Raw genomic sequence first — 26545 nt, 5'->3', positions numbered from 1 at the left:
ATGAACACTCTCGCCAAATATCTCTTCAGGACAAGTTGGCTTTCGTTCTGTTTATTGCTCTGCGGCATTGGAATCGCCGCGGAGACCGCTCCTGCGACAACTAAAACCGCCACGGAACCCTTTTATCCCTTGGCCGTGGGGAATCAATGGGACTACGAAGTCCACGCCAACGGCAATGTTTCGGAAATCTCGAATCGCGTGGCAAAAAAAGAAGTCATCGACGGCGAAACACTTTATCGCGTCGACACCTCCGCCGGAGGGAATGTCTCAGCCAGCGAACATCTCCGCCACGCTCAAGCCGGGTTGTATCGCGACCGCTTCAATGGGTTGGAATTCTCACCTCCGATCATCCTTTTAAAGAACCCGCCGACTCCCGGTGAAAAGTGGGAAACAGTCACAAAAGTCGGCGATCAAGATTTCAATGTGAAGTGTGTCATCGGCGACTATGAAGACGTCAAAGTTCCCGCGGGCACATTCAAAGCGTTGAAGCTAAACGTCTCGACTACCGTGGGACCTGATACTTTTGTGAGCGATTACTGGTTCGCTCCCGAGACGGGGATCGTTCAGCAAGGTTTGGATTTGGCAGGCATCAAGGCGCTGCTCAAGCTCAAGAAGTTTACGGCGGGAAAACCGGAAGGTGCGCCGGCGCCACCCTCTGCACCGTAGCATCCGCCGCCAACTATTTGGCTTTCACCGCAACTCGCAACTGAGCGCGGGCTTGCTTGACGATGCGATCTCGAATGGCCAATTCTTCGTCGCCGCTGACTTGGCGGCCCAAGGCCAACGCCAATTGCTCGGCCGCGGCCAGTTGATCAACCGCTCCGGCAGGAATAGCCCGATTTGTGAGCACCGAGATGAGGTTGTCGTTCACTTGAACGAAGCCACCGTCGATGTAATAGCTGATCGTGGTGGCACCCTGGCGGAGACGCAGCTCACCGTAGCCCAAACGCCCGATCAACGGCGTGTGGTTCTTGCTGATGCCCACCTCACCGTCGTACAACGGCAGCGCGATAAAATCGGCCTCGGTGTCGAGCACGGTTTCTTCCGGCGTGACAACGATGCAGCGCAAGACGGCGTTAATAGTTTCGGTTGTGCTCATGGTGAGTTAGATCGTCGCTTTACTTAGCTTGATTACTTAGCTTTCGCGCTGGCCTGCAATTTATGAAATTGGGCTTCGGCTTGCTCGATGGCACCGACGTACATGAAGGCATCTTCCGACAGGTGATCCCACTTGCCGTCGCAGATTTCTTCGAAGCTGCGGATCGTGTCCGAAAGCGGCGTGATTTCGCCCGGCTTGCCGGTGAAAACTTCTGCCACGAGGAACGGTTGCGAGAGGAATCGCTCAATACGGCGGGCACGGTGGACGACCAACTTGTCTTCTTCGGAAAGTTCGTCGACGCCGAGGATCGCGATGATGTCTTGAAGTTCGCGATAACGCTGCAAAGTCTTCTGCACGCGGCGGGCACAGTTGAAGTGCCGCTCGCCGACGTACTGCGGATCGAGAATACGGCTCGACGAGGCGAGCGGATCCACCGCCGGGTAAATACCCTTTTCCGAAATCGAACGTTCCAGATAAATGAACGCGTCCAACTGGCCGAAGGCGGTCGCCGGAGCAGGGTCGGTCGGGTCGTCCGCGGGCACGTACACGGCTTGCACCGAAGTAATAGCCCCGTTGCTGGTCGACGCGATACGTTCCTGCAACGCACCCATTTCGCTAGCGAGAGTTGGTTGATAACCCACCGCGGAAGGCATACGACCCAAGAGGGCCGACACTTCGCTACCCGCTTGTGAGAAGCGGAAAATGTTGTCGACGAACAACAGCGTGTCGGCACCTGTCTTATCGCGGAAGTATTCGGCCATCGTCAAAGCCGACAACGCCACGCGGAGACGGGCACCCGGCGGTTCGTTCATCTGTCCGAACACCATGCAGGTTTGATCGATAACGCTGCGGCCAGTGTCGCCGATTTTGGCTTCCTGCATTTCCAACCACAGGTCGGTTCCTTCACGGGTTCGTTCACCCACGCCCGCGAACACCGAGTAACCACCGTGAGCCGACGCGATACGGGCAATCAACTCGGTAAGAATAACCGTCTTACCAAGACCGGCACCACCGAACAGACCGGCCTTACCACCGCGAACGAACGGGGTTAATAGGTCGATCACTTTAATACCGGTTTCGAACAACTCGGTTTTAGTCGAGAGTTGATCCAATTTGGGAGCTTCGCGGTGAATCGGCCAACGCTCGGCGGCGTCCACCGGTCCACGGCCGTCGACCGCTTCGCCCAACACGTTGAACACGCGGCCCAGCGTGGCTTCACCCACGGGCACGCTCACCGGTCCGCCGGTGTCGACGCATTCCTGGCCGCGAATCAAACCATCGGTGCTTCCCAAAGCGATGCAACGCACGCGGCCACCGCCGAGTTGCTGTTGGACTTCGCCCGTGAGATTGATCTTCACGCCCTTGTTATCCGACACGACTTGGACGGCGTTGTAAATCGCCGGCAGCGAATCGTCGGAGAACTCGACGTCGAAGGTCGAACCGATCACTTGGGTAATATGGCCGATGTTCTTAGTAGCTGTTGCCATGATTTTTAGTCTAGTGCTTAAAGTCTAGTGTCGAGAGCCATCGAATAGGCTCTCAAAATAGTTTGTAGGATAAATTGTGTATGTGGCTCTTGACTCTCGTCTTTAGCCTCTCAGCTATTTCAACGCTTCAACGCCGCCGATCAGGTCCATCAATTCCGACGTGATCCGGCCTTGTCGTGCGCGGTTGTATTGCATGCTCAAACTCTTAATCAATTCGCCAGCATTCTCGGTGGCACCCTTCATGGCGACCATCCGGGCGATCTGCTCGCTCACCGCCGAGTCGAGGAAGCACTTAAACAGCTTCACCTTGAAACTCGTGGGAACGACCTCTTCCAAAATGCTTTCTGGAGAAGGCAGAAATTCGTACTGCGGCCCGGTGTTTTGCGCGGCATCGTCTTCGACACTCGCAGCCAGCGAGCCAAGCGGCAGCAATGTCTCGACCGCCACTTTTTGACGGGCGATGCTTTCGTATTTCATGTACACCACGTCGAGCCTATCCAGCTTGCCCGTGATGTATTCTTCGAGATAGCGATTGGCGAGTAGTTCAACTTCGTCGAACGATGGCTTATCTTCAAAATGCGTGTAAGTGTGGTCCGCTTGATAACCACGGAACTTAAAGCCCGCGATACCGCGTTTGCCAGAGAGTTCCAACCGACACTGAGGCACTTCGGCTCGTAGTCCACTCCACCGCTCGAGACCGGCGCGAATCAAATTGCCGTTGAAACCACCGCACAACCCACGATTAGCCGTCAGCACCAACAACGTGGCGTTGTTCACCTCGTCGCGTTGCTCCAGCAGCGGGTGGCTAACTTGGAGACCCGTTTTGGTCAGGTCGGCCACCAACTTCGTGATGCGGTCGGTGTAGGCGGTGGCCGCAGCTGCTCGATCCATTGCTTTCTTGAAGCGCGCCGTCGCGATCAGTTCCATCGTCCGCGTGATCTTGCGGATGTTGCGAACCGACTTGCGGCGTTTATCGAGTTCTCTGGGATTGGCCATGTTTAGTGCTTGAAAACGGTTTGCGAAATCCTAGCCGCGATTCAACGAATCGCAGGTCTTATACTGTCACGGTCGCGGGTTCGGTCACACCGACGAATTGCGTGTTGAATTCGTCGATCGCGGCGCGAATCTTGGCGGTCAACGTATCGTCGAGATCTTTCTTCTCGGCCAGTTCCTTGCGAATTTCCGACTTTTGATCGGACATAAACTTCAGGAACTTGTCTTCCCACTCGGCCACGCGGTCGGTCGGCAACTTATCGAGATAACCACGCGTACCGGCGAAGATCACTAGCACCTGGTCAATCACGTTGAGCGGCCTGTATTGGCCCTGCTTGAGCAATTCCACCATGCGGTAACCGCGATCCAAACGAGCTTGAGTCGCGGGATCGAGTTCGGTACCCAACTGGGCGAACGCTTCGAGTTCGCGGAACGCAGCGAGGTCCAAACGCAGACCGCCGGCCACTTTCTTCATGGCCTTGATTTGAGCGGCACCACCCACGCGCGACACCGAGATACCCGCGTTCATAGCGGGCTTCACCCCGGCGAAGAACAAGTCCGGTTGCAGATAAATCTGACCGTCGGTAATCGAAATCACGTTCGTGGGAATGTAGGCCGAAACTTCGCCTTCGAGCGTTTCGATGATCGGCAGCGAGGTAATCGAACCACCACCCAACGCCGCAGAAAGCTTACAGGAACGCTCCAGCAAACGGCTGTGGCAGTAGAACACGTCGCCAGGGAACGCTTCGCGACCCGGCGGACGACGCATCAACAGCGACAATTCGCGATAGGCCACGGCTTGCTTGCTCAAGTCGTCGTACACGACCAAGGCGTGACCGCCATTGAACATGTACTCTTCGGCCATCGCGGTGCCCGAGTAAGGGGCAACATATTGCAGCGGGGCAGGGGCGCTGGCACCGGCGACGATCACAGTGGTGTAATCCATGGCGCCAGTTTCACGGAGCCTCTCGATCACGCCGGCCACGGTCGATTCCTTTTGGCCGATGGCGACATAGAAGCACTTCACGCCTGAATCGCGTTGGTTGATGATCGCGTCGATGGCGATTGCGGTCTTGCCTGTCTTACGGTCGCCGATGATCAATTCGCGTTGACCACGACCAATCGGGGTCATCGCGTCGATGGCCTTGATACCGGTTTGCAGCGGCTCGTGCACCGGCTGACGTTCCGACACGCCCGCGGCGATCACTTCCACGGGACGACGCTTGCTGGTCACGATGGGACCTTTGCCGTCGAGCGGGTTACCCAGCGGATCGACCACGCGGCCCAAGAGTTCGTCACCCACGGGGACGCTCAACAAGGTTCCCGTGCTGCGAACTTCTTCGCCTTCGTTGATGTTCAGATAGTCGCCAAGGATAATCACACCGACGGAGTTCTCTTCGAGGTTGAACGCCAAGCCTCGCACGCCGCTGGCGAACTCGACCATTTCACCCGCCATGACACCGGACAGGCCGTACACCTGAGCGATACCGTCGCCCACTTCCAACACGCGGCCAACGTCGCGGACGTCGATGTGTGTCGAGAATTGCTCGATCTCTTTTTGGATCACTGAAGCGATTTCGTCGCTATTGAACTTCATCGAAGCACTCCCGGATATTTCTTTTTGCTTTTAATGTTTTGCTTAGTTAGTCGTCGAAGCCATTAGGCCCCGGACTCTTGGTAAAACTGCTCGGGGCGTTGCTGAATCATCTCGACCGCTCGAGCGATCATCGCTTGGCGGGCCCGTTCCAAATTCGACCGCGTCGAAGCATCCAGCACGCGATCCCCCGTGCGAACCACAAAGCCACCGATCAGCTCGGGGTTGATCTTCACGGTCACCAAGGGCTCGGCCGCGAGCTTCTTGGCGAGTCGCTCGATCATTTCCTTTTGAAGCGATTCTTCAACAGGATGAGCAAACTCGAGCGTCACTGCGACTTGATTTTTGCGAATCGTCCACAGGGCATTCGCATTGCGAATAATCTGCCGCAACACACCCAACCGACCGTGCCGAGCGATCACCTTCAAAAAGTTGAGAGACTTCGCCGACAATTGATTCGCAAACACACGATCCAGGATCCCAAGCTTGTCGTCGTTGGAAACCAGCACCGAGGCAAACACCTTCTCCAAGTCTGGAAACTTGTTGAGCACCTCAGTCACTACGGCGTTGAGCTCATCCATCAAACTTTGCTGAGCTTGAGAATTACCCGCCGAGTTGAGGCCAGCCTGAGCGTACACTTTCGCCAGCTTTTCGACGTCAACGTCGAAAACCGATTCTTGCGCGAAGTGTTGGGTTACGGAGTCGCTCATAGCTCTCACTTAGTTATTGCTGGCAGCCAAGGTCGTCAGGGCGTCGCGCACCAATTGGGAATGCTGCTCGGAGGTGAGATTCCGGCTCACCACTTTGCCAGCCAAATCGACGGCTTGGTTGGCAATCGTCTCGGCGATGTTTTTCATCGCGAGATCGGCCGCCCGTTCCACGTCTTTCAGCGCCCGATCCCGTTCGGCATCCGCCAGGGTTTTGGCCTCGGCCAAGATTTCCGTCTTCGTGTGCTCGGCATCGCGACGGGCTTCTTCCAACAATGCACGAACTTCGTTGGCGGCACTGGCCAACTTGGCCTCGTACTGCACGAGCATTTGCTTAGCTTCCTCGTGCTTAACAGCAGCTTCGGCCAGGTTGTTACGAACCGACTGCTCACGCTCGGTAAGTGCCGCCGAAATGGTCGGCCAGGCAAACGTGCTCAAGATGCCAAAGAGCAGCAAGAACACCACGCCGGTCCAGATCGCGAGGTCGGGATCAATCGCCAGTGGATTGGGATTCCCGCCATGCTCTCCTCCATGCGCGTCACCGTGCTCGGCAGTTTCAGCCGGGTGATCATCGCCTTGAGCCTGGCAAACTGCTGTGTTGGCAAGCCAACCCATCAGGGTCAAACCCAAGAATACAACAAAGCCAAATTGACGAATGTTCATGCGCAACACCTGTCGCAGTTTCCACAGCGGCACGTGACCCCACTGGCCACGGCCATACTATTTGTTGAACAACATACAAACGATCAACGCGAAGAACGTCGCACCTTCGATAAGAGCGGCGGCGATAATCATCGCGGTTTGAATGTTGCCAGCAGCTTCGGGCTGACGAGCCATGCTCTCAACGGCGTTGCTGCCAATCTTGCCGATGCCCATGGCGGCACCGATGATCACCAAACCTGCACCAAACGCGGCACCAGGATTCAGGCTGAAACCAGCAGGAGCAACCACAGCGGCACCTTCGGTTTCTTCTTGAGCCATGGCTGGGCTGGCCATAAATACCAACGCCAAACAAAACACCATCATTTTCGCCAACTTGATCACGTTAATGTCTCCTTCGACTAAGCAAAAAGTGGAACGATTACGGGTAAGCCGGTTTGCCAATCTTTAGTGCGGGTGGACCGCCGCTCCGATAAACAAGGCCGACAAAAAGGTAAAAATATAGGCCTGCAAAAAGGCCACAAACAGTTCGAGTAAACTTAGGGCAGTGGCACCCAAAACGCTGGCAGCGGTAACGCCACCCCAGATCGCTTGGCCCGCCACGGCACTAGCCGCGATAAACGCCATCACCACCGACAACACCACGTGGCCAGCCATCATGTTCGCCAAAAGACGAACGGCCAACACACAGTGCTTGATAAATAAGCCCAAGATTTCGATCACGAAGATCAATGGCACCAAGCCAATCGCAATCGGCTTGGGAAGATCCATGTGAGGGACTTGAGCCTTCAAGAATCCGAAAAAGCCAAACTGCTTGATGCTCGAACCGCACACCACGAGAAATGTCGTGAGTGCGAGTGCGCCGGTCGTGGCTAAAGCCCCCGTGGGAGAACCCATCCAGGGGATCATCCCCATCAGGTTGCAGCCCAAAACAAAGAAAAACATGGTCCACAGGAACGGAACAAACCGGTCGGCATCGTGTTCGCCGATGCAAGGCCGGGCAATTTGGTTTCGGATATAAAGCAAGAAGACTTCGAGCAAATTCCACAACTTGCCCTTGGGGACCTTGCCCCCTTTGATTCGCATCGCCAACACGATGAACAGCACGCAAATAATCAATGCGATGATGACTTCCAAGACCATGAACTTGGTCAATCGCAAGTCGAGCGGTTTGATCGTGTCATCGAGCAGGGCATTGCCCGTGTGCATCTCGAAGAGCGGCTCATCAGGAGCCAGAGGTTGGGGAAGCTCAATGTGCCCATGGTCGTCGTGCGAAGTGAACGCACGCGGCAAATGGAAGGAAGTCGAGTCTTCGACATGCCCGAAGAGTTCGTTGGGATGTAAGGGATTGGCCATAGTAAAACCTATTGCAGCTCAATCTTTCCACTGTTGTGAGACGGGGTGATCGAGCGTACCGAGAGAAATGTCTCGACTGCCAACGAAACCAAATAGGCCATGATCAAGAAGCCAGCAAACACTTGGCCTTGCGGGCCATTCTTCTGCAGAGCCAACCACATGCACATCACCAAGGGTGGCAACAGCCGGCATCCCATCGCGAGCAAGACACCGGCCATTTGTTGGCCACGCTGAGCGAAATAATGCGAAATCGTTAATGCCGCGAGGCCGGGGGTAATGCATACACCGGTCGCGGAGAGCAGGGCCTCGACACCATTGCCGCCGATCCAAATCGCCAGCGGCAGACAGAGTAGGGTGAAACCAACAAGTGACAGAATTAAGATCATCGCGGCCGCGACAAAGCTATTAGCGCAGGCGACCAAGCTGTTATCCGAGTTGCTGGTCGGCCAACTGGGGGCTTGCTGAGTCACGGGATGACTTTCTGGTTCACCAAAAAAATGTTAAAGATCGCTAGCGCAAATCTGACCGATTCTTAGCCTTATACTTCGGGGCAGACTGGGCAATTACCTTCAACTGTTTGAAGGCCAAATACCCCCCCGCCGCAAAGCCCAGGAGCAGAAACAAGGGTAGTGTTCCTGTCCTCTTATCCAACCAATAACCCGCCAGTCCCGGCAGAACCATTTCCAAGGAGATGGTCATGATCCGCGACGCCCATTCGGAGGCTCTCGCCGTGGCCGAACGTCCGTCGGAAGCGTCGCCATTATCTTGAGCAGCGTCATCTTGACCAACTGGGGGCCGCAATGACATCGCTTTGAAATGCCTGTAGAGGTTGCGCTCGAAAGAATCGGACCGCCTAGAATGAGTCACAGACCTCCAGCCCAAGACTTCATCCCTCGCGGACTTGATTAATCTAATTACGATTCAGAAAGGCGCAAAGGGGTATTCGTGAATTTTTTCACAAATTAGTTTGTGTTTTCATAACTCGTTATTTCATAGCTGGTTATGAGATATTCTCGGAAATGCGCATAAGGGCTTACGTCGACAAGCAGGGTCTGAAGCAAGCTTAGTAACAACCTACCAGCGACCATTTGTTGCAAGCTCTCGCCCGATAACGATTTACGACGCTAAATGGCAGCAAAAAGCTTGCAATTCCGTAATTTAAGGGTAGTATGGGTTTTGCGGGAATTGCCGACTCTCAACAAAGGCGGGCCAGATTTCTGCAAAGCTCTCGTTTGGTCATGGAACGCCAAACAACAATCCGCACGGCAATTCGGCTGGATGTCGCCAGACTTTCCACCGCCGCATTCTGATTCGGCGTCTCTCACACGGATGTTCTATCCGTATCCATCAGCTTCGAGAGTAATCGCGTTCGAGAACGCAGGGGTTTTGCGATATGACTGCTGCTGCATTGCGCTCCCGCACCGCAAAGGACTTGGCCCAAATGGCTCGTCAAAATGGCGTGGCCGGTTGGCATTCGATGAAAAAAGAAGAATTGATCGATGCCCTGGTGGTGATCGCTCGTAAACGGAATCTCGAAACCCGACAACCGGGCAATGGGCATGCCACCAACGGCCGCGACGTGCAACTCGGCACACAAACTCCCGCGCATGTCCGCAAGAGCTTGGAACAACTGCACCAAAAGCTCGCGAATCTCAAAAACCTCGCGCACTCGGCCAAGCCATTATCCAACGAAGTGAAAGACGACCGCTTGGTCGTGATGGTCCGCGATCCTTATTGGCTGCATGCCTGTTGGGATCTCTCGCAGCGCAGCGTCGATCGCGCGCAAGTGGCCATGGGACCCCGCTGGCACACGGCTCAGCCGACCTTGCGAGTGATTCGCATCATGGAAGCCGGCACCTCGAAAATCGAACGCGACATTACGATTCACGGCGGCGTGTCGAATTGGTACGTCGACGTCAACGAACCACCTTGCAGCTTTCGCATGGAGATCGGCTACCTCTCTGCCGACGGCATGTTCTATGCACTCGCTCGCAGTAACTCCGTGCAAACTCCGCCCGCGGGCTCCAGCGACGCGGTCGACGAAAATTGGTCCGACGTCGCCCAGAATGCCGACATGATCTACGCCATGAGCGGCGGTTATTCTCCCCAAGGCACAAGTCGCGAATTGCAAGAATTGCTGGAAGAACGTCTCCGTCGGCCGCTCGGTTCGCCGATGAACACACGCTTTGGCAACGGCGCGGCGGCATTGCTCCAAGAAGATGAAAGCATGGCGTTGGCCGTCGATGCCGAAGTCATCATTTACGGGGCCACTAACAAGCACTCGCACGTAACACTCAAAGGCGCGCCGGTGCAGGTTCGTCCTGACGGCACATTTTCGGCCAAGATCAAACTCCCAGAACTGCGGCAAGTGATTCCGATCGTCGCCAGTTCCTGCGACGGTGTCGAGCAACGGACCGTGATTCTCGCCATCGAGCGAAACACCAAGATCATGGAACCAGTGGTCCGCGATCTCTCCGGGCACTAGAATTCAGTCTTTGCCAGTGCATCGCACACAAATGACTGAATCCATGTCGTCTGCTTCCCAAGATCAACTGGTCGAGTTTCTCGCCAAGCTGCCTGATTGCCTCGTCGCATTTTCAGGCGGCGTCGATAGCGCGGTCGTGGCTAAAGCCGCCCAGGTTGCGTTGGGAAATCGGGCCGTCGCCGTCACGGGTGTGAGCGCGAGCCTCGCCACGGGGGAACTCGAAGCCGCGCGACGCATTGCCGCAGCCATCGGCATTCGCCATGAAATCATCAACACCGACGAACTCAACGACCCCGGCTATTTGGCCAATGCCCCCTCGCGATGTTGGCACTGCAAGAACGAACTCTATTCGCAAATCCGCGTGCTGTCCCAACAGTTGGGCATGACACAAATCGCCAACGGCACGAATCGCGATGACCTCGGCGACTTTCGACCCGGCTTGCAAGCCGCAACAGAGCAGGGGGTGCTCAGCCCGCTCGTCGAATGCGGCATCGATAAGCAAGGAGTCCGGCAACTGGCTCTCGATTGGCAACTGGAAGTCTGGGACAAACCCGCCTCGCCCTGCCTATCCAGCCGCGTGGTTTATGGACTCGAAATCACGCCCGAACGTTTAGCTCGGATCGATGCAGCCGAAGCGTTGCTCAAGGAGTTAGGTTTCACGGGGGTGCGAGTGCGTTGCCATCACGACGACCTCGCCCGGCTGGAAGTCGCGGCCGATGAAATCGCGCGGTTTGCCGACACAGAGTTGCGCACGAAGATTGCCTCCCGCTTGCGCGAGTTCGGGTTCCGCTTTGTGACGATCGACCTGGAAGGCTTCCGCTCGGGGAGTTTCTTGCCATTGGTGATTCCTGTCATTCCCGCGCAGAGCTTGCCCCTCGCGGAGGCGGGGGCGGGAGTCCAGAGAACTCCGTCAAACCCTGAATCTCCGCCTGCGCGGGGATGACGAAGCGGGACTAAATGATGATGCTGGATCAATATCCGCCGCCGCAGAAGTGGGGCACGCTCCTATGGCCGGTTCATCTGTTTGTAAACGAAGCCGACACCATATCATAGGACCGGACTCTACGTCAGTTGCGACGGGATGCTAAAACGCGCTAGCCGATGCAAGACACGCCCTCCTTAGTTAGTTAGTTAGACGCTAAGGGGTTGGCGCTTCGAAGGGCGTCTCAGTGTGCAACTTGGTCGTGTAGAGCTGTGTCAAAAAGTGCGTTTGACAACATTTTTCGGCATGTTCTGAAACGTTAGCACCGAAGATTTATCGGCCACAAGACTTGCGGCGAATAATGACGTTAAGCCAACGTTTGGCGGAGTTTGGTCGCGAGTTGCTTGACGAAGTAGAATTTGGGCGTGAGAACTCGCCTGCTTGCGCGATTTGGGCGCAATGTTGCTCATTCGTAGGTACACAAAGTGCACGTGCAGTAGCTCGACTTCGAGATCGTCGAGAATATAAGCAGCTGCGCTACAGGAATGCAGGGCGATGTGCCTGATCGCACACTTCTTGTCTCCTATCGGGTATCGTAATTGTCTGCGCGGGCGCCCTGTGACAGATCAACCTCTCAATATTTGGAGCACGTGATGACCACCAGACGACAGTTCGTACAATCTATTCCCGCAGTGGGGGCAGCCTTCGCCGTCGCCGGGCATTTGGTTTTGGATGAAAGCACTACACGGGCTCAAGCACCTGCCCCCTTGGCAGGACATTTTCATCCCAAGGGCAAAGCGCCATCCAGGTTCACGCTCGATGTGCTTAAGGAGGCCAAATCCACCTTGCCGTTTGCCGATGAGCGAGATTTTGAGGAGCAGAAGAAGGGATTTATTGCTCCTATGCAGGATCTCAAGATCATGGCGGACGCCGGCCATGTCGCCTGGGACATGGAGCGGTTTCAGTTTCTGGAAGAGCAAGAAGAATTCGACAGCATTCATCCATCACTACTTCGCCAGTCGGTGCTGAACAACAACTACGGACTCTATGAAGTCGTCCCAGGTATCTATCAGGTACGAGGTTTCGATCTCTCCGACATCTCGTTCGTGCGGGGCAAGACGGGCTGGATCGTGATTGACCCCTTGGTCTCCGCAGAAACAGCTCGGGCAGCATGGCAGCTCTTTCAGGAGCATGTGGGCGAGGGTCTTCCCGTCTCGGCCGTCATCTACTCTCACTCGCATGCCGACCACTGGGGCGGCGTGCGTGGAATTATCAATGAAGCCGACTTGAAATCGGAGAAGATTCCTATCATCGCACCACGCAACTTTATGGTGCACACCATCTCCGAGAACGTGTATGCGGGCAACGCCATGAACCGGCGACTGTTTTACCAGTACGGGCTACTGTTGCCCGCCAGTCCGCATGGATATGTCGGCCAGGGCCTTGGTCAGGCTGTGTCGGCAGGTGCCATGGGGCTGATTGCTCCGAACAGGCTCGTCGAGAAGGAGATCGAAGAAATCGAGGTGGATGGCGTCCGCATGATTTTTCAGGATACTCCGAATACCGAAGCGCCCACGGAGATGAATACCTACATTCCCGAGATGAAGGCGCTCTGGATGGCCGAGAACGTGATTGCTTCGCTTCACAATATTTACACGCTGCGCGGCGCTCCGGTTCGCGATCCGCTCAACTGGTCGAAGTACATCAGCCAAGCGCTACACCGATTCGGAGTGGAAGCCGAGGTGATGTTCGCTTCTCACCATTGGCCGCGTTGGGGCAACGCACGGATTCAGGAAGTGCTTCGGGGCCAGCGCGACCTTTACGCCAACATGAACAACCAAGTGTTACACCTCGCCAACCAAGGCGTGACCATCAACGAAATTCACAATGTCTATGAGGTGCCCAAGAGCATCCTGGCTAAGTGGGACTGCCGGGGCTATCACGGTTCTCCCGAACACAACAGCCGCGGTGTCATCCAGCGGTTCCTCGGGTTTTGGGACTGCAACCCAACGACGCTCATTCCGCTCTCGCCAAGCGATTCTGCGCCCCTCTATGTCGAAATGATGGGCGGCGCGACAAAGATTCTTGCGCGCGGCCGGGAACTTCATGATGAAGGCAAGTACCTATACGCCCAGGAAATCCTCAATAAGCTAGTACAGGCCGAACCCGACAACCAAACCGCTAAGGACCTCCTGGCAGACGTTTTCGAACAGATCGGTTACCAGCAGGAGAATCCTGGTTTGCGGAACAGCTACCTCGCCGCTGCCTACGAGCTACGGTCGGGAATTCCCGAGGGTGAAACTGCTGATTCCAGCAGCCCCGACGTAATTCGAGCGATGTCCACGGAGTTGTTCCTTAATTTCCTTGGCATCCGAATGGACAGCCGGAAAGCCGAAGGGATGCGGTTTACGATCAACCTCATCACGCCGGACAACAGCGAGAAATTCCTGGTCGAATTGGAGAACGCCACGCTCACGAACATCCAGGGTTTCCTGGCCGATAAGCCCGACCTGACCCTCACCATCAATCGCTCTGATCTGGAACAGACGATGATGGGCGCCAAGACCTTGGATGCGCAGATTGCGGACGGAACCGCGAAAGTCGAAGGTGACGTAGGCGTGTTGAAGCAGCTTGCCACCACGTTGGTCGACTTCGACCCGCGTTTTGAAATTATGCCTGGTACAAAAGCTAGAGATACCAAGATCGGGCACGCCGATCCCTACCAAGCCGTTCCGCGTACGACGATTGCAGAATAGGAGTCATCTCAAAAAGAGGGGGGGGCGAGCGATGCCTCAAAGTACCACTCCTCGCGACAAACCTTTTTCGGTGCATGGATTCCCGTACCGAAAAAAAATTTGCTTGGACCTTTTGACTCGGATATGCAGTGGATACGTCCGAAGCTGCGTTGTCAAACCAACCTTTTCCGGGGGAGATTCACGTTTCAAAGCCGAGGCTTGATTAGGACAGAAATGCACCTAATCCGACATAGCTCCGGCCGTGGGACTTAGAAAACCGGAATCGTATTCAAATAAATGGAGAAAAACTCCCTACGTGATAGACTCGGGCAGGAGGGCCGCGTTGTTATAATGCCTAAAGTTTGCAAATTTGGAGAGTTTCCAGGCTTCTGCCAAATCGGAAAAGTCTATTAACCTAGCTATACTGGTCCGATGAGGCTGGGATTCATCTTGCGAGTCATTCTACTCTTACAAAATTGAAACTGGAGAAAGCTAATGAACGTATACCACATTCTGAATTGGGTTAGTAACCATCGATCCGTGCCAGTCAGTTTAATGTTGATTTGTCTCTCGGTCGCAAATAGTCGGGCCGATGTCCTCACATTTCGACAGGGAGTCGGTGGCTATACGCAGGCAAAGGATGCACCGCTTTACTTTTCCGCTCCGAATTTGAACTCCGCCACGGCGAATCTGAATACCCGTGGTTTGGGCACTGCTAATGAAGCTCACACGTTAATGCAATTCGACGGAATATTTGGAAACTTGCCGACCCAAATCCCATCAGGCTCAACAATCAACTCCGCTACGTTAACAGTTCTCCACACCGGGTTCACCGTCCCGACGACAGGCGCCATTCATCGAATGCTTATCCCCTGGAGCGATCTCACGGCAACCTGGAATTTGTTTACGAACGGACTGGATAACAACCCAGCGGGTGAGTTTGTGCCGACGCCAGGCTTCAGCGGTTCAACGAGTGGGATAATGACTATCACGTCCATCGTTCAGGATTGGTCAAACGGCGCCAGCAACTACGGCATGGCAATCGTGCCGACGTCCACTGGCGGCATTTCCTATCGCTCCAGCGAAGCGTTGTCCGTAGATTTACGGCCGCTATTGACCGTCGACTTCACACCAGCTGTGCCGGAGCCTGGTGGCCTCGCGATTGCCGGAATGTGCGGCGGTCTAATGGCGTTGTGGCGGCATAGAAGAAGTCGATGAATTTTTAGAGGTCGTTGTGCGATACGATCGCCGCGAACGTCCGACACGAATTTAACACCATAAACGAAATCGATGCCGCTTGCTATGGCGCTCGCTGTACGGCATGGATCGCGGAACAACGGCATTTTGCTCGGTTAATTACCGAAGCTGTTGCGGTTTAATTGCACCGTCGTCGGTTCATGTCGACCTCAGAAACTCATGAGGGCATTCACAAACCAACAATAGACCGTTTTCGGAACGCGGCTCCGTGTTGCGTCGTTTTTAGTATTGTGCGCACATGTCGAACCGACATTGGGGAGTGCCTGCGCGGGAATGACGACACGATCAAAACCCGCCACCGCCAAAAGGTGGCATAGGCTGCAGCCCGCGTTCCTTGCGGCGGTCGTTCATCATCCGCATGCCGTTTTCGAACTTTGAACGTTGTTCGGGCGTGGTCCAGTCGAGCATCTTCTTGCCGATCTCGCTCATCCGCTTGGGATCCATCGGCGGGCGACCGCCACCAGGACCTCCTGGGCCACCAGGTCCGCCACCACGGGCTTCCATTTCGTCGATCCGCTTGTCGAGTGCCTTGCGCTGTTCTTCGGGAGTCATCTCCATGTACTTGTCATATTCTTCCTCGAAGCGCTTGGCCATCATCGGCATGAAGATCGGCATGCTGCTTTCGAAAAACTCTGCACGCTGGGCTTCGGAGAGGCCGGCCATCTGTTCGCGCATGGCGTTACGCTGGTCGCGGAAAGCGTCGGGCGACTCCTTCATCTTGGCCACGTTCTCGTCGCGAATCTTCTGGAGCTCAGCCACTTTGGGATCGCTGCTGTATTCTTTGGAGTCGAACCAGCCCCAAGCCCACGCGGCAAAGAGCAACACCACGACAGCCGTGGCACCATACATGATCTTATTCTTATCCATCATTACTCCTCGGGAACGACGACCGCGTCGACGTGCCCATCGAGATAAGCGTAGTTTCTCGCACCGTTTTCGCCCGGCGAGCCGTGAAACGCATCGAAGTCATAGACGATCCAGACTTCGCCCGTCCCCACGGTTCCCACTCGGGTATCCAACACCTCGGGACGCGTCCTATTCTCAAACCGCACCGAGGGGTATTCATAACTTAAACCCTCACGCTCGTGCCAGGTTTCGAAGCGGTCGTCCTCGGCGATGTCGCCGTTCTCATCAGGGATCTGCTTATAGTAGTCGCTGGGGCAGAGGAAAATCTCGCGATTATTTTCGCAGAACGGGGCCAGCACATCATAAAGCGAAGGCAACTTGCTGGGATTTTCGGTCTTCGGCAATCGCGCGGTCATCGGGAATTTGCCGCGTTCCCCCTGGCGGTCGAGATATTGGGTCATCGCCAGCCCGATTTGCCGCAGGTTCGATTTGCACTGGGTACTCCGCGACGATTCCCGCGCCCGTTGAATCGCGGGAAGCAGCAGCGCCACAAGTACGCCAATGATTCCAATCACGGTGAGCAATTCGACGAGGGTGAATCCCGGTTTGCGTTTCATGCTGACAAGCCACTCCAAGCCAGTACCTATTGGCACATTACTTACAGCGTAATTCTTTACTCGCACTACGCGAGTTTCGCTCGAAATCTTACGAGCTTGCGTTAATTATCACCGCAAATGGCTATGGAAAGCAAGAAAAGCTGGGTAAGACAGCAAGGGACAATCGACTGCCAGAAGTCATCTAAGCCAATAACTGAGGGACGAGAGTCTAGAGCCAAACGTTCTGGCTCTAGACTCTGGTCTTTTGGCTATCCACTTTCACTTACCACTTGTGATGACGCTTTGTCACCTTCTCGGACTTCGGTCGACGTGCTCCGCGACCGCCGCTGGCCAAATAGCCGTATTCGATCGCAAACCACTCGGCATACCGCTCGCGGTCCGTGTAGTTGGTATTACGATCGTCGACCAAATGGCCCAGCTCGTGGATCAGGATGTTGTTGAGATAAAAATCCTGTAAGGCTTCCTCGCTCCAGGTCAGCCGCCAGGAATAGGCATCGGGCCGATCCCAGCGTCCACCGTACATTTTGGCTTCGTTGACCGTTTCGGGGCGGGGTGGGGCATGGAAGACTTCTTCGCGTGATTCTTCCAAAGGATACAGGTAAAGAGTCGCGCCCCATTGCATGCCGTAGCAAGGAAAACTCATCTTCTTGCGGGTCATGCGGCTAAACTGCACGTTCTCGAGACCTTTGAGAAACTTTTGCGGCACTTGGGATAAGCGCTCACGCACTTGCTCGGGGGTGAGAATGTGGCTGTAGCCTTCCCCGGGATCTTGGACGATAATCTGGTAATCCGCGCCATTTTCGGTCGGTTCGTGCCAATCTTCGGGAGGCGCAAAGGGTGCGCGGGCATCGCGACTGCCAAGTTGCAGATTGCGTGCGCGCTGCGACCAGACGGCCTTCGACTGGACAATCGGGCGGCGATCTTGATAGTTGTTACGGGTGAATTGTCGTCGTGATTTCATAGTTGGAACCTCTAGGCAAAGGGGCTTTGCTGCGGCGGCTCCCGAAGGAGAGCTTCTCAAAGGTCAGAGGCGGGGATGTTCGACCCTTGTGAAGGCCCAAAAGGAGACTTGGTGGGCCCGTTTGAAGCTTATTCCAGCATACCTTGCCGGCCACTGTGGGTTCAAACAAGTGCCTTAAGTGGCGACTGGCAATGAACTTAAGCGATCCCCGCCACCCCCTCCTTCGGGGGTGGACAGTCCGGTTCGTCGGGAACAGACATGTGTACGGATGTTTATTATTTTTGTTCGTCTCAATGGCAACTGATGACTGCCAATCAACAACACAACATGTAGTCATCACTATTCGCGCGTGATACAAACCAGCGATGAACGTAATTCTTTACACTCGAACAGGTTGCCATCTTTGCGATGTTGCATTGGCCACGTTACGCGAACATGGAGTTGAACCCACGCTTCAAGATATTGATGCCGACGACAAACTCCGCGATCAGTTCAATGTGTGCGTGCCTGTGGTCGAGATCGACGGCAAGATTCGCTTTCGTGGCAAGGTGGATCCCATCCTGCTGAAGCGATTATTGAAGTAGACTTTAGACTGTCTCATGCAAGCGTATGCCAAATCTTCTGAAACCTTTGATGTCCTGCTAATCGGCGGGGGCGTGATGGGGCTGTCGCTCGCCTGGGAGCTGGCCCAATACGGTGCCAAAGTCTGCGTCGTCGATAGTGGCCCGATGGGGAGTGAAGCCTCGTGGGCCGCTGCGGGTATGCTCCCCCCGGGACCGAATCGCACTCTGTGGCCACAATGCTCGGCTTACGAGCAGCTTCAAGGTCTCAGCCACGAGCTGCACCCTCAGTGGCACGATCGACTTCGCGAGTATGTTGAAATCGACAACGGTTACCGTCCGACCGGCGCGATTTACATCGCCGATGGCGTACCCGCAGCCAATGCCGCCTTGCAAAGAAATCAACAGGAATGGCAGAGGTGGCAACTCGAACAGCATTCGCTCGATTCCACATCACTTTGCGACCTCGAGCCCGCGTTGGCCGTTACGGGTGAGGCCGTTTTGCTGCCAAGTGAATCTCAGGTCCGCCCGCCGCGTCATCTCAAGGCCTTACTGGCTGCCTGCCAAAAATCGGGAGTCGAGTTGCAATCCGGTTGCCAAGTCTTGGGCTGGCAAACAACCGGCAACAAGATCACAGCTGCTCTCACGAGCACCGGCCCCATTTCGGCGGAGAATTATTGCCTCACGAGCGGCTGTTGGACCAGTTCGCTCGCCGCGGGGCTGGGTTTGAGCCTGCCGATTCGTCCCGTCCGGGGACAGATTTTGCTACTCAACGGCTCTCCTCATACGCTGCGACGGATCGTCAACGCGGGCCCCCGTTATCTCACCTCACGGCCCGATGGCCGCGTGCTCGTGGGGGCCACGCAGGAAGAAGTCGGCTTCGACAAGCAAAACACAATCGAAGGTTTGGCCGAGTTAATGAATTTTGCTCGGACGCTTTGCCCCGCACTGGCAAAGTTCACCTTAGAGAAAAGCTGGTCAGGTTTGCGGCCCGGCACGGCCGACGATCTGCCCTATCTAGGCCGGCTGCCACACCATGAAAATGGTTGGATCGCCGCCGGTCATTTCCGCGCGGGAATTCAACTTTCCCCCGCCACGGCCGTGGTGATGCGGTCGCTCATCTTGGGGCAGGTACCGCCGGTGAATGTCACCGACTTAGGGGTAGCTCGTTCCCTCAATTAACACGACAGTACTTATACATCCCGTCCATGCGCTTGCCGCCAGGCGTCGCGGGCGATCGCTGTGAAGCTCACGGCGAGAAAGGCGAGCCAAGTTCCCAGCACTCCGCCAGACATTGTTGCCACGACCCAACCAGCCCAGCCGATGCGATAGCCAATCGTGAGCCATACGACGCTGCCGGCCAAAGTGGACCCCACCACTAAACCTGCGAGCAGCATCCATTTCATCCCTCGCACCAAACGGCCAAAGTTCCGCAGGTTTGTTTCCGGCAAGGGGACCAAATTTGCAAGTTCATCAGCCGAAGTAACGTGCGGATCGTCGGGCGACTGGCGCGGGTCCGCGTTTCGCCATCGCATCACTTCTGTGGAGGTATCTCGCAATCGGGTGCCGATGAGATTCCCGAGCACATGGGCCCCGATCAGCAAAGCACCGATCACGATCACCCATGGAACCGGGCCGTCCGTTAGAGCCACCAAGGCGCATAAGATGCTTAATAGCGTCACGACCAAAAACATCTGCTTCAGCCGAAATTTCAGCAGATGCGGCTCGCGCAACGGGGCAGGGGGGTCAAGCGGCGTGGGCATGCTGCAATTATCTTCCTTGGCAAAACTTCGAGCAAGCGCGGCAGGCCCTGCGAATCGATGTGGATTTGAGTAGGATAGATACCGCACGACGATTCGTTGAATCACGGCTAATTCTGGTTTCCACTTACCTATTTCCGCCATGCTCTACTTTGCCACCGGTTCGCCAACAACCAAGCTTTCGGAGAACGACATTCGCAACGCACTGTTTGGCGTGTTCGACCAACTCGGTGAGCGCAAGCGGGTGATCGCAGTCCCGCCGGACTTCACGCGATTCAATAGCCGTGCTGGCCAACTGACCTGCCTCAGCCACGAATACTATGGCGAGGCGCTAGTCGATGTGCTGCCGGCCCTGGGCACCCATTTTGAAATGCCGCTCTGGCAACGACAAAAGATGTTCCCCGGCGTGCCGAATGAATTGTTCCGCTACCACAACTGGCGGACCGACGTCGAAACTATCGGCGAAGTCCCCGCCGAGTTTGTCACGCAAGTCACCGATGGGATCTATCGCGAACCGTGGCCCTGCCAGCTGAACCGCCTGATTTGGGAAGGGGGGCACGATCTCATTTTGTCGCTGGGCCAGGTCGTGCCACATGAGGTTATCGGCATGGCCAACTACAACAAGAATCTGTTTGTCGGCACCGGCGGCGTTCGCGGTATCAATGAGAGTCATTACGTCGGTGCGGTCTACGGCATCGAACGCATCCTCGGAAGGGCTGACAATCCGTTGCGCAAAATCTTGAACTACGCCCAGGACAATTTCTGCCAGCATCTACCGTTGCTCTACGTGCAGACAGTTGTCGGCTACAACGAGGCGCGGGAACTGGTTGTCCGCGGCCTCTATATCGGCGACGATGTCGAATGCTTTGAGCAGGCGAGCGAATTGTCGTTGGCCGTGAACTTTGAAATGGTTCCCAAGCCGCTTAACAAGGTCGTGGTTTATCTCGACCCCGAAGAATTTCACAGCACTTGGCTGGGAAACAAGTCGATCTATCGCACGCGGATGGCGATCGCCGATGGGGGTGAGCTTATTGTGTTGGGGCCATCGGTGCGTACCTTTGGCGAAGATCCCGAGATCGACCGCATGATTCGTAAATATGGCTATCGCACCACACCCGAGGTGCTCAACTTTGTGGCGAAGAATGAAGACCTACGATCCAATCTGTCGGCGGCGGCCCATTTGATCCACGGCTCGTCGGAGAATCGCTTCACGATCACTTATTGCCCGGGCGAACTCACGCGCGAAGAAGTCGAAGGCGTTGGCTATCGGTATGGCGATCTGGCGGAATATTCACGCCGTTATCCAATCGAACAACTCCGCGACGGCATGCAGACCCACAACGGCGAAGAGATTTACTATATCAGTAACCCTGCACTTGGATTGTGGGCACATAATTCGCGCATGAATTAATTTTCTCCACCTATGAGAGGGATTTATCCTAGGCACTGTCCAAGTTCTGAGCAGAGAAATTGCTGAAACTGAATCTTTATAGATTAACTTGATAGATTTTTTATCGAGATACTTGCTTCTCGAATTCACTCCAGCCTAGAATCTCCCACCGCATCTGATCTGATCAGCTAGTCAGCCGCGCATCACTCTTCTCTTTGTCGGCCAGCAATTGCAGGGGGTGCTAATGAGCAAGACCAACATCTCGAGCGCAAATTCCGCAAGCTTGCGTTGCGTTGGCGTTTCGACCGCCTCACAAACACTGCTCAACTCCATCTCGCGCGTCGCGCTGTTCCGCTCAACGGTTCTCATCAGCGGTAAAAGCGGCACAGGCAAGGAACTCGTTGCCCGACAAATTCACGATTGGAGCCCGCGCGCGAATCAACTTTTCGTCCCTGTCGATTGTGCATCCATGACCGACGAACTCATGGCCAGCCAACTTTTTGGCCATGTCAAAGGGGCATTTACCAGTGCCGATCAAGGCTCATTAGGCTGTTTTCGCGCTGCCCATAATGGCACGATCTTTCTCGACGAAATCGGTGAATTACCTCTGTGCTTACAAGCGAAATTGCTGCGCGTGATCCAAGAACGTGCTGTCATTCCCGTCGGCAGCCATGAGTCGATTCCGGTCGATGTCCGCGTGGTGGCTGCCACGAACCGCGATCTTCGTCAGGAAGTGGTGGCAGGCCGATTCCGTGAAGATCTGTTTTACCGCCTGAGTGTGGTAACCATTCAGACGGTTCCACTGTGCGAACGCCCCGAAGACATCGGTGTCCTTGCGGCCCACTTCCTGAAGGAACTTGAAGACCAAGGACACCCGCGACACGAACTCACCCCTGGTGCCAAGGAGTTACTGGAACTTTACGATTGGCCGGGCAACGTGCGGGAACTCAAAAATCTGCTCGAACAGGCCGCGTTGGATACGGACGATTACTGGATCTCGAGCGAAACGATCTTGCGAATTCTCTCGCCGATTTCAGCAGGGAATTATCAATTATCTTGGCCTTCATCGCCCACACTTCAACAACAGCCACGATTTCCACAGCATCCCAACAACTTGCCGGCCGATGATGGCCATTGGCCCAAACTCGAAGAGCAAGAACGTCGGCTGATCGTGCAAACACTCGAACATACTTATTACAACAAAAGTGCAGCCGCACGGCTGCTTGATATTTCACGGCAAGCCCTGTTGCGCAAGATTGCCAGACTCGGTATTAACACCTTACCACCTGACAGCAATCACTAAGCAACACATTTTCTCAACGGCGTTCTGCCGTTAAGTCGCATTCTGCGCACTCAGCTTTCCCCCCAGGCAAATCTCTTTTTATTTTGCGCACTGGCAGGTGTTCGTAAACGGACGGAACTGCCCTACTGACATTAGTCAATAACGATCATTTATGTCGCATAGTCGGACGAGGCAAAATTCCTCTGTGATGACCGTTGCCTTGATCGAATAGCGTATCGCAATTTTCTTCTTGTTTGCACAGCAAGACTTACGTTCCATGGGCAATCTCATGGAGTGTTTTTTTCTTATCCTGGCACATCGCTTGCGAAGTCCTCTTTGCGTAAGCAACGACTCAACGTTGCCAAGGCTATCAACTGAGGAGGTGACGATGCGACTTCACGCCACACAACAACTCGACTTACTGATCGTCGACGGCAATCGCACTCAATATCCGACGTTAATGAAAGCGGCCAAGGAGGCTGGACTAGAATTCTCCCACGCTTACGACGGACACGAGGCCCTGCAGCTCGTTTCACGGCGACCCCCACGGCTCTGGGTGGTCAACATGTCGCTTCCTGACATGACCGGCATTGAATTGCTGCGATTGATCAAGGCGAAACGGCCGACAACACCATTTTATTTAGTCAGTGATTCTTACTCGGCAGAAGATGAACTCGCTGCGCGTGCGTCCGGGGCAACAGGTTATCTGTCGAAGCCCGTAACCCTCACCTGGCTGGAACTTTGCCGAGCAACGCTTGCTCGACAAGCACCTACGAACGCACACCACGCCAGCGGTGACCACATCAAGATTTGAATTCACTCTTACATATATTCTTTCCACAAGGATCGATCCCCATGTCCACTCTTGAAATTCTGGAAAACTTCGGCGGACTTTACGACAGCTTTGAAGAGAACGTCACCTTCGAGCGAATCCGCCATCACCGCGACGGCAAGATGCCCGTTGGTCGTTCAGCGGCTGCGACACGCTCGTCGCGACGTCATGATCGTTGGCGAAATTTTGGCCGCAAGTCGCCAAACAAGAACTTCTAATCGACTCTCAATTCATTCCAAGGCACTGCTAATCCACACACGACTCGGAGAAATTCCATGCGAACTTTCAAACTTCTCATCTGTCTGCTCAGTTTTCAGTTAACTCTGTATTCCCTAACGGCCTGGGCCGTTCCCATCGCCAATCTCTACAACACGGGTCTCGATGCTAGTGGCAATTACTTGCCTACCCTGGGCCTTGACGGCAACTACACCGTTATTAGTTCTCCACTCGGATCATTCACGCCCGCGGCCGTCGACGACACGGTCTATCCCTTCCCGTCGTTCTGGATCGCCAATAACCCACCGTTCTCGCGTTGGATTGGTACCAGCGCACAGTATAGCGATGGGCCGAATGGCAACTATCTGTATCGCACAACGTTCAACTTGCCAGCTAACGCCAACCTTGGCAGCGTCGTGCTTACCGGCATGTGGGCCACCGACGACCCCGGTCTCGACATCCTTATTAATGGGATTTCTACAAGTCAAGTTTCAGCTGGCTTTAGCAGCTTGGTCGGTTTCTCGGTGACGAGCGGGTTCAACGTGGGACTTAACACGCTCGACTTCCTCGTGGGTCAGGTGGGTGGTGGTCCTACGGGCCTGCGGGTCGACAAGATTTTCGGTAGCTACAACGTCCCCGAGCCAACATCGGCCGCATTAGCTTTGCTCTGTCTAGGAGGAATCGTCATGCGTCGACGTGTCTGAAACTCCTTCAACTCGATTCCAACACAATTCAAATTCCCACGGAGATGATCTCATGAATACAAAAACGTTTCGACCGCTTCTCTTTTCACTTTGCTGTGTCGCACTCATTACCAGTCAAACACAAGCCGATCCACTGCCGGGTCGTGATGTTCCAAAATTCAGCCAAAAACCGATGATCCAGACCAAAATACTCAACGACAACGGCGTGCTCGACGATTATTACGGTCACGATGAACTAAGCACCGCCTATGGGTTCGAGCAGCAACCGGGGGCACTCATTCCCCTCTATCAAGGTCGCTTTATGGCAGATGACTTTGCCGACAATCTTTCAAGCCCCGTGGTGCATGTCAAATGGTGGGGATCTTATTTAAAAGACTTTATCGATCCTGCTACACCGGTGAACAAGTTCTTAATCTCGTTCGAGAACGACATCCCCCAGAGTTCCACCAATCCATTCAGCTACCCTGGAGATGTCAAGTTTAATCAAGTTGTGTTCCGGGACTCAGACAACGACCTCTCGCCCGGCGGGGAGTTTTCCGAGAAGCTGATTCGTGGCCCAGACCCGATCTTGAATGAATCGCTCTACGAATATAATGCTGAGCTACATCTCGACAAACCTTTCCCCCAGCAAAAGGATACTGTTTATTGGCTGAAGATTGTCGCGATGGTCGACGTTCCCGCTACGATCGGAACGTTTGATCCTTACAATCCTGACTCGTCACTTATTCCAGTAACCCAATGGGGTTGGCACAATCGCGACTATACCCAGCAGAACACGCTTGCCTCTCCCAATGTGACAGGGCCTCCATTCCCAGCGGGCGAGGCAATTATCGGACAGGTTGGTCCTGCTGTTCAACCTGTACCCGTCTGGCATTTTCAAGATGACGCCGTCACGGGAGACGTCAGAATTCAAACTGCCGGCACCGGCGGCCTCATCATGCCTAATGTTTTTCAGCCTTTTCAAAACATGTCTGAAACACACTATCTCGACGGTATCGACGGTCCTGGTGGCAGTGTCCCGGGCGCCGTGGGCATCGGCCAGTACTCCAAGGACCTCGCGTTCGAGTTGTACACAACCGTGCCGGAACCGACGAGCGGCATCTTGCTGATCTTCGGATTCGCAAGCACTCTCCTCCGCCGCCGCTAAGTTTTCATCCCCCCTCCCGCCCACAATCTAAACCTTGGGTCGGGAGGGGCTAGTGGTCCGTAATCTCCTCACGCCAACAACCTAAACGATGGCCGGGAGGGGGCTAGGGGAGGGTCACACGAATTTCAATCAGTTCCAAACTTAGTACCAGATCACACAGGAATTCACACCATGCTTCAACCACGCTTCATCTCAACTTGCTTGAGTTGCCTGGCACTTTTAACTGCCACATCACCATCGTTCGCCGTGCTAACCCCCAACCTGCTGACCGACCCAGGTTTCAACACGCCGCTCACGAATCCACTCACAAGTTATCTGAATGTCCTGGGTCCGCCCTTCGCTTTGAATGTGTGGGGCGATGAAAACTCGACTGTTGTTGGCGCCGAATTTGGTGCCACTCCCTTGGAAGGCAACGGCATGCTGCGGATGGATGACGACGGACTGGTCGTCACGCAAATCTTTCAGCATGTGAACGTCGCGGCGTTCGCTACCGACATCGATGCCGGCAACGCCGACGCCATGCTGTCGGCGAATTTCACGACAGGTGGCGGTGTGTTGGGATCCGTAGGGGCGCTCTACATCCGCTATTTCACCGCAGCCAATACCTTTCTGGGTTCAAATGCTTTTGTAACACCTGCTTTAGACCCCAACCCCGTGACTTGGCAATCGTTCAGCGTGCCCTGGTCATCAATTCCTGTGGGGACTCGCATTCTCGAAGCTCAGTTGGCCTATGTGAACTCGACTCTCCCTCAAGGCATGGGCGGCTATGTCGATTTGGCGGATCTTCGTCTTCGGACTGTGCCCGAGCCCAGCAGTTGCGTGCTGTTCTTGGCAAGTGTTTGCGGCCTGCTGATTCGTCGCCGCTAGGGTCGCTCAAAACATCAAACTACGACAGAGCTTCTCATTCCAACTTTTTCATCTCAACAGGAAATCTA

Annotated in this window: 28 protein-coding genes; 14 read left to right on the top strand and 14 right to left on the bottom strand. The window is 54.9% G+C overall.

The genetic code is table 11. The features are described 5' to 3' along the window. The gene (locus SH678x_RS10605) at positions 1–666 is read left to right on the top strand and encodes a hypothetical protein (protein WP_496922881.1); all 666 of its coding nucleotides are present in this window, start codon (positions 1–3) and stop codon (positions 664–666) included. Between the two features lie 13 nt (positions 667–679). On the opposite strand, the gene atpC is transcribed toward SH678x_RS10605, so the two are convergent. The 10 genes from atpC to SH678x_RS10555 all read right to left on the bottom strand — a co-directional run bounded on the left by atpC (position 680) and on the right by SH678x_RS10555 (position 8703). Next, entirely contained in the window at positions 680–1099 is a 420-nt protein-coding gene (gene atpC / locus SH678x_RS10600) for an ATP synthase F1 subunit epsilon (RefSeq protein ID WP_496922880.1), read from the bottom strand. 32 nt (positions 1100–1131) lie between these two features. Beyond that, entirely contained in the window at positions 1132–2586 is a 1455-nt protein-coding gene (atpD, locus tag SH678x_RS10595) for a F0F1 ATP synthase subunit beta (RefSeq protein WP_496922879.1), read from the bottom strand. A 114-nt stretch (positions 2587–2700) separates the two neighbouring features. Continuing rightward, positions 2701–3582 carry an ATP synthase F1 subunit gamma gene (gene atpG, locus SH678x_RS10590; protein ID WP_496922878.1) on the bottom strand — a complete coding sequence of 294 codons (882 nt, stop codon included), beginning with the start codon at positions 3580–3582 and terminating at the stop codon, positions 2701–2703. A 58-nt stretch (positions 3583–3640) separates the two neighbouring features. Continuing rightward, positions 3641–5176: a F0F1 ATP synthase subunit alpha gene (atpA, locus tag SH678x_RS10585; RefSeq protein ID WP_496922877.1), complete on the bottom strand. Its 1536-nt coding sequence runs from the start codon at positions 5174–5176 to the stop codon at positions 3641–3643. 62 nt (positions 5177–5238) lie between these two features. Then, a complete protein-coding gene (gene atpH / locus SH678x_RS10580) occupies positions 5239–5883 on the bottom strand; it encodes an ATP synthase F1 subunit delta (protein ID WP_496922876.1) in 645 nt (214 codons plus the stop codon). Between the two features lie 9 nt (positions 5884–5892). Continuing rightward, positions 5893–6543: a F0F1 ATP synthase subunit B gene (locus tag SH678x_RS10575; protein ID WP_496922875.1), complete on the bottom strand. Its 651-nt coding sequence runs from the start codon at positions 6541–6543 to the stop codon at positions 5893–5895. Positions 6544–6600: 57 nt separating this feature from the next. Beyond that, positions 6601–6924: an ATP synthase F0 subunit C gene (gene atpE, locus SH678x_RS10570; protein ID WP_496922874.1), complete on the bottom strand. Its 324-nt coding sequence runs from the start codon at positions 6922–6924 to the stop codon at positions 6601–6603. A gap of 63 nt (positions 6925–6987) precedes the next feature. Then, positions 6988–7896 (bottom strand): F0F1 ATP synthase subunit A, encoded by a 909-nt coding sequence (gene atpB, locus SH678x_RS10565; protein WP_496922873.1) that lies wholly within the window; start codon positions 7894–7896, stop codon positions 6988–6990. An 8-nt stretch (positions 7897–7904) separates the two neighbouring features. Beyond that, on the bottom strand, positions 7905–8366 hold the full coding sequence (locus SH678x_RS10560; RefSeq protein ID WP_496922872.1) for a hypothetical protein: 462 nt from the start codon (positions 8364–8366) through the stop codon (positions 7905–7907). 40 nt (positions 8367–8406) lie between these two features. Then, the gene (locus SH678x_RS10555) at positions 8407–8703 is read right to left on the bottom strand and encodes an AtpZ/AtpI family protein (protein ID WP_496922871.1); all 297 of its coding nucleotides are present in this window, start codon (positions 8701–8703) and stop codon (positions 8407–8409) included. Positions 8704–9337: 634 nt separating this feature from the next. Here SH678x_RS10555 and SH678x_RS10550 point away from each other — a divergent pair. The 4 genes from SH678x_RS10550 (at position 9338) to SH678x_RS10535 (ending at position 15256) form a co-directional block, all read left to right on the top strand. Next, a complete protein-coding gene (locus SH678x_RS10550) occupies positions 9338–10381 on the top strand; it encodes a DUF4912 domain-containing protein (RefSeq protein WP_496922870.1) in 1044 nt (347 codons plus the stop codon). A 43-nt stretch (positions 10382–10424) separates the two neighbouring features. After that, complete coding sequence (gene larE / locus SH678x_RS10545; protein ID WP_496922869.1) at positions 10425–11324, top strand: ATP-dependent sacrificial sulfur transferase LarE; 900 nt, start codon at positions 10425–10427, stop codon at positions 11322–11324. Between the two features lie 632 nt (positions 11325–11956). Next, a complete protein-coding gene (locus SH678x_RS10540) occupies positions 11957–14059 on the top strand; it encodes an alkyl/aryl-sulfatase (RefSeq protein ID WP_496922868.1) in 2103 nt (700 codons plus the stop codon). 474 nt (positions 14060–14533) lie between these two features. Then, a complete protein-coding gene (locus SH678x_RS10535) occupies positions 14534–15256 on the top strand; it encodes a DNRLRE domain-containing protein (protein ID WP_496922867.1) in 723 nt (240 codons plus the stop codon). A 324-nt stretch (positions 15257–15580) separates the two neighbouring features. Here the strand turns inward: SH678x_RS10535 and SH678x_RS10530 are convergent, their stop codons facing one another. From SH678x_RS10530 to SH678x_RS10520, 3 genes are all read right to left on the bottom strand, one after another. Then, positions 15581–16165 carry a hypothetical protein gene (locus SH678x_RS10530; protein ID WP_496922866.1) on the bottom strand — a complete coding sequence of 195 codons (585 nt, stop codon included), beginning with the start codon at positions 16163–16165 and terminating at the stop codon, positions 15581–15583. After that, a complete protein-coding gene (locus tag SH678x_RS10525) occupies positions 16165–16758 on the bottom strand; it encodes a DUF1559 family PulG-like putative transporter (RefSeq protein ID WP_496922865.1) in 594 nt (197 codons plus the stop codon). The genes SH678x_RS10530 and SH678x_RS10525 overlap by 1 nt, the downstream gene beginning before the upstream one ends. A 262-nt stretch (positions 16759–17020) precedes the next feature. After that, the gene (locus SH678x_RS10520) at positions 17021–17719 is read right to left on the bottom strand and encodes a hypothetical protein (RefSeq protein WP_496922864.1); all 699 of its coding nucleotides are present in this window, start codon (positions 17717–17719) and stop codon (positions 17021–17023) included. A gap of 365 nt (positions 17720–18084) precedes the next feature. Here SH678x_RS10520 and SH678x_RS10515 point away from each other — a divergent pair, with 365 nt between their 5' ends. Both SH678x_RS10515 and thiO read left to right on the top strand, forming a co-directional pair. After that, the gene (locus SH678x_RS10515) at positions 18085–18303 is read left to right on the top strand and encodes a glutaredoxin family protein (protein ID WP_496922863.1); all 219 of its coding nucleotides are present in this window, start codon (positions 18085–18087) and stop codon (positions 18301–18303) included. 15 nt (positions 18304–18318) lie between these two features. Continuing rightward, complete coding sequence (thiO, locus tag SH678x_RS10510) at positions 18319–19461, top strand: glycine oxidase ThiO (RefSeq protein ID WP_496922862.1); 1143 nt, start codon at positions 18319–18321, stop codon at positions 19459–19461. 11 nt (positions 19462–19472) lie between these two features. Here the strand turns inward: thiO and SH678x_RS10505 are convergent, their stop codons facing one another. Continuing rightward, positions 19473–20042: a hypothetical protein gene (locus SH678x_RS10505; protein ID WP_496922861.1), complete on the bottom strand. Its 570-nt coding sequence runs from the start codon at positions 20040–20042 to the stop codon at positions 19473–19475. A 139-nt stretch (positions 20043–20181) separates the two neighbouring features. Between SH678x_RS10505 and SH678x_RS10500 the strand changes: the two genes are divergently transcribed. The 7 genes from SH678x_RS10500 to SH678x_RS10470 all read left to right on the top strand — a co-directional run bounded on the left by SH678x_RS10500 (position 20182) and on the right by SH678x_RS10470 (position 26477). Continuing rightward, a complete protein-coding gene (locus tag SH678x_RS10500) occupies positions 20182–21450 on the top strand; it encodes a nickel-dependent putative hexonate epimerase (protein ID WP_496922860.1) in 1269 nt (422 codons plus the stop codon). 223 nt (positions 21451–21673) lie between these two features. Next, on the top strand, positions 21674–22732 hold the full coding sequence (locus tag SH678x_RS10495) for a sigma-54 interaction domain-containing protein (RefSeq protein ID WP_496922859.1): 1059 nt from the start codon (positions 21674–21676) through the stop codon (positions 22730–22732). A 367-nt stretch (positions 22733–23099) separates the two neighbouring features. Next, positions 23100–23525 (top strand): response regulator, encoded by a 426-nt coding sequence (locus tag SH678x_RS10490; RefSeq protein WP_496922858.1) that lies wholly within the window; start codon positions 23100–23102, stop codon positions 23523–23525. Positions 23526–23566: 41 nt separating this feature from the next. Next, entirely contained in the window at positions 23567–23761 is a 195-nt protein-coding gene (locus SH678x_RS10485) for a hypothetical protein (RefSeq protein ID WP_496922857.1), read from the top strand. A gap of 57 nt (positions 23762–23818) precedes the next feature. Continuing rightward, positions 23819–24463: a PEP-CTERM sorting domain-containing protein gene (locus SH678x_RS10480; protein ID WP_496922856.1), complete on the top strand. Its 645-nt coding sequence runs from the start codon at positions 23819–23821 to the stop codon at positions 24461–24463. Positions 24464–24515: 52 nt separating this feature from the next. Beyond that, positions 24516–25610, top strand: a complete 1095-nt coding sequence (locus SH678x_RS10475) for a PEP-CTERM sorting domain-containing protein (protein ID WP_496922855.1) — start codon at positions 24516–24518, stop codon at positions 25608–25610. Positions 25611–25781: 171 nt separating this feature from the next. After that, positions 25782–26477: a hypothetical protein gene (locus tag SH678x_RS10470; protein WP_496922854.1), complete on the top strand. Its 696-nt coding sequence runs from the start codon at positions 25782–25784 to the stop codon at positions 26475–26477. Positions 26478–26545 lie beyond the last annotated feature (68 nt).

The sequence above is a fragment of the Bythopirellula superficialaquae genome, from assembly GCF_059632245.1.
The sequence above is the reverse complement of the archived record's forward strand: the minus strand, read 5'-3'. Positions and strand labels throughout refer to the sequence as shown.

Bases quoted from the DNA above. Each gene is read 5' to 3' on its own strand.
- SH678x_RS10605 (WP_496922881.1), top strand. From the start codon at position 1: ATGAACACTCTCGCCAAATATCTCTTCAGGACAAGTTGGCTTTCGTTC.
- atpC (WP_496922880.1), bottom strand. From the start codon at position 1,099: ATGAGCACAACCGAAACTATTAACGCCGTCTTGCGCTGCATCGTTGTC.
- atpD (WP_496922879.1), bottom strand. From the start codon at position 2,586: ATGGCAACAGCTACTAAGAACATCGGCCATATTACCCAAGTGATCGGT.
- atpG (WP_496922878.1), bottom strand. From the start codon at position 3,582: ATGGCCAATCCCAGAGAACTCGATAAACGCCGCAAGTCGGTTCGCAAC.
- atpA (WP_496922877.1), bottom strand. From the start codon at position 5,176: ATGAAGTTCAATAGCGACGAAATCGCTTCAGTGATCCAAAAAGAGATC.
- atpH (WP_496922876.1), bottom strand. From the start codon at position 5,883: ATGAGCGACTCCGTAACCCAACACTTCGCGCAAGAATCGGTTTTCGAC.
- SH678x_RS10575 (WP_496922875.1), bottom strand. From the start codon at position 6,543: ATGAACATTCGTCAATTTGGCTTTGTTGTATTCTTGGGTTTGACCCTG.
- atpB (WP_496922873.1), bottom strand. From the start codon at position 7,896: ATGGCCAATCCCTTACATCCCAACGAACTCTTCGGGCATGTCGAAGAC.
- SH678x_RS10555 (WP_496922871.1), bottom strand. From the start codon at position 8,703: ATGTCATTGCGGCCCCCAGTTGGTCAAGATGACGCTGCTCAAGATAAT.
- SH678x_RS10550 (WP_496922870.1), top strand. From the start codon at position 9,338: ATGGCTCGTCAAAATGGCGTGGCCGGTTGGCATTCGATGAAAAAAGAA.
- larE (WP_496922869.1), top strand. From the start codon at position 10,425: ATGTCGTCTGCTTCCCAAGATCAACTGGTCGAGTTTCTCGCCAAGCTG.
- SH678x_RS10540 (WP_496922868.1), top strand. From the start codon at position 11,957: ATGACCACCAGACGACAGTTCGTACAATCTATTCCCGCAGTGGGGGCA.
- SH678x_RS10535 (WP_496922867.1), top strand. From the start codon at position 14,534: ATGAACGTATACCACATTCTGAATTGGGTTAGTAACCATCGATCCGTG.
- SH678x_RS10530 (WP_496922866.1), bottom strand. From the start codon at position 16,165: ATGATGGATAAGAATAAGATCATGTATGGTGCCACGGCTGTCGTGGTG.
- SH678x_RS10525 (WP_496922865.1), bottom strand. From the start codon at position 16,758: ATGAAACGCAAACCGGGATTCACCCTCGTCGAATTGCTCACCGTGATT.
- SH678x_RS10520 (WP_496922864.1), bottom strand. From the start codon at position 17,719: ATGAAATCACGACGACAATTCACCCGTAACAACTATCAAGATCGCCGC.
- SH678x_RS10515 (WP_496922863.1), top strand. From the start codon at position 18,085: ATGAACGTAATTCTTTACACTCGAACAGGTTGCCATCTTTGCGATGTT.
- thiO (WP_496922862.1), top strand. From the start codon at position 18,319: ATGCAAGCGTATGCCAAATCTTCTGAAACCTTTGATGTCCTGCTAATC.
- SH678x_RS10505 (WP_496922861.1), bottom strand. From the start codon at position 20,042: ATGCCCACGCCGCTTGACCCCCCTGCCCCGTTGCGCGAGCCGCATCTG.
- SH678x_RS10500 (WP_496922860.1), top strand. From the start codon at position 20,182: ATGCTCTACTTTGCCACCGGTTCGCCAACAACCAAGCTTTCGGAGAAC.
- SH678x_RS10495 (WP_496922859.1), top strand. From the start codon at position 21,674: ATGAGCAAGACCAACATCTCGAGCGCAAATTCCGCAAGCTTGCGTTGC.
- SH678x_RS10490 (WP_496922858.1), top strand. From the start codon at position 23,100: ATGCGACTTCACGCCACACAACAACTCGACTTACTGATCGTCGACGGC.
- SH678x_RS10485 (WP_496922857.1), top strand. From the start codon at position 23,567: ATGTCCACTCTTGAAATTCTGGAAAACTTCGGCGGACTTTACGACAGC.
- SH678x_RS10480 (WP_496922856.1), top strand. From the start codon at position 23,819: ATGCGAACTTTCAAACTTCTCATCTGTCTGCTCAGTTTTCAGTTAACT.
- SH678x_RS10475 (WP_496922855.1), top strand. From the start codon at position 24,516: ATGAATACAAAAACGTTTCGACCGCTTCTCTTTTCACTTTGCTGTGTC.
- SH678x_RS10470 (WP_496922854.1), top strand. From the start codon at position 25,782: ATGCTTCAACCACGCTTCATCTCAACTTGCTTGAGTTGCCTGGCACTT.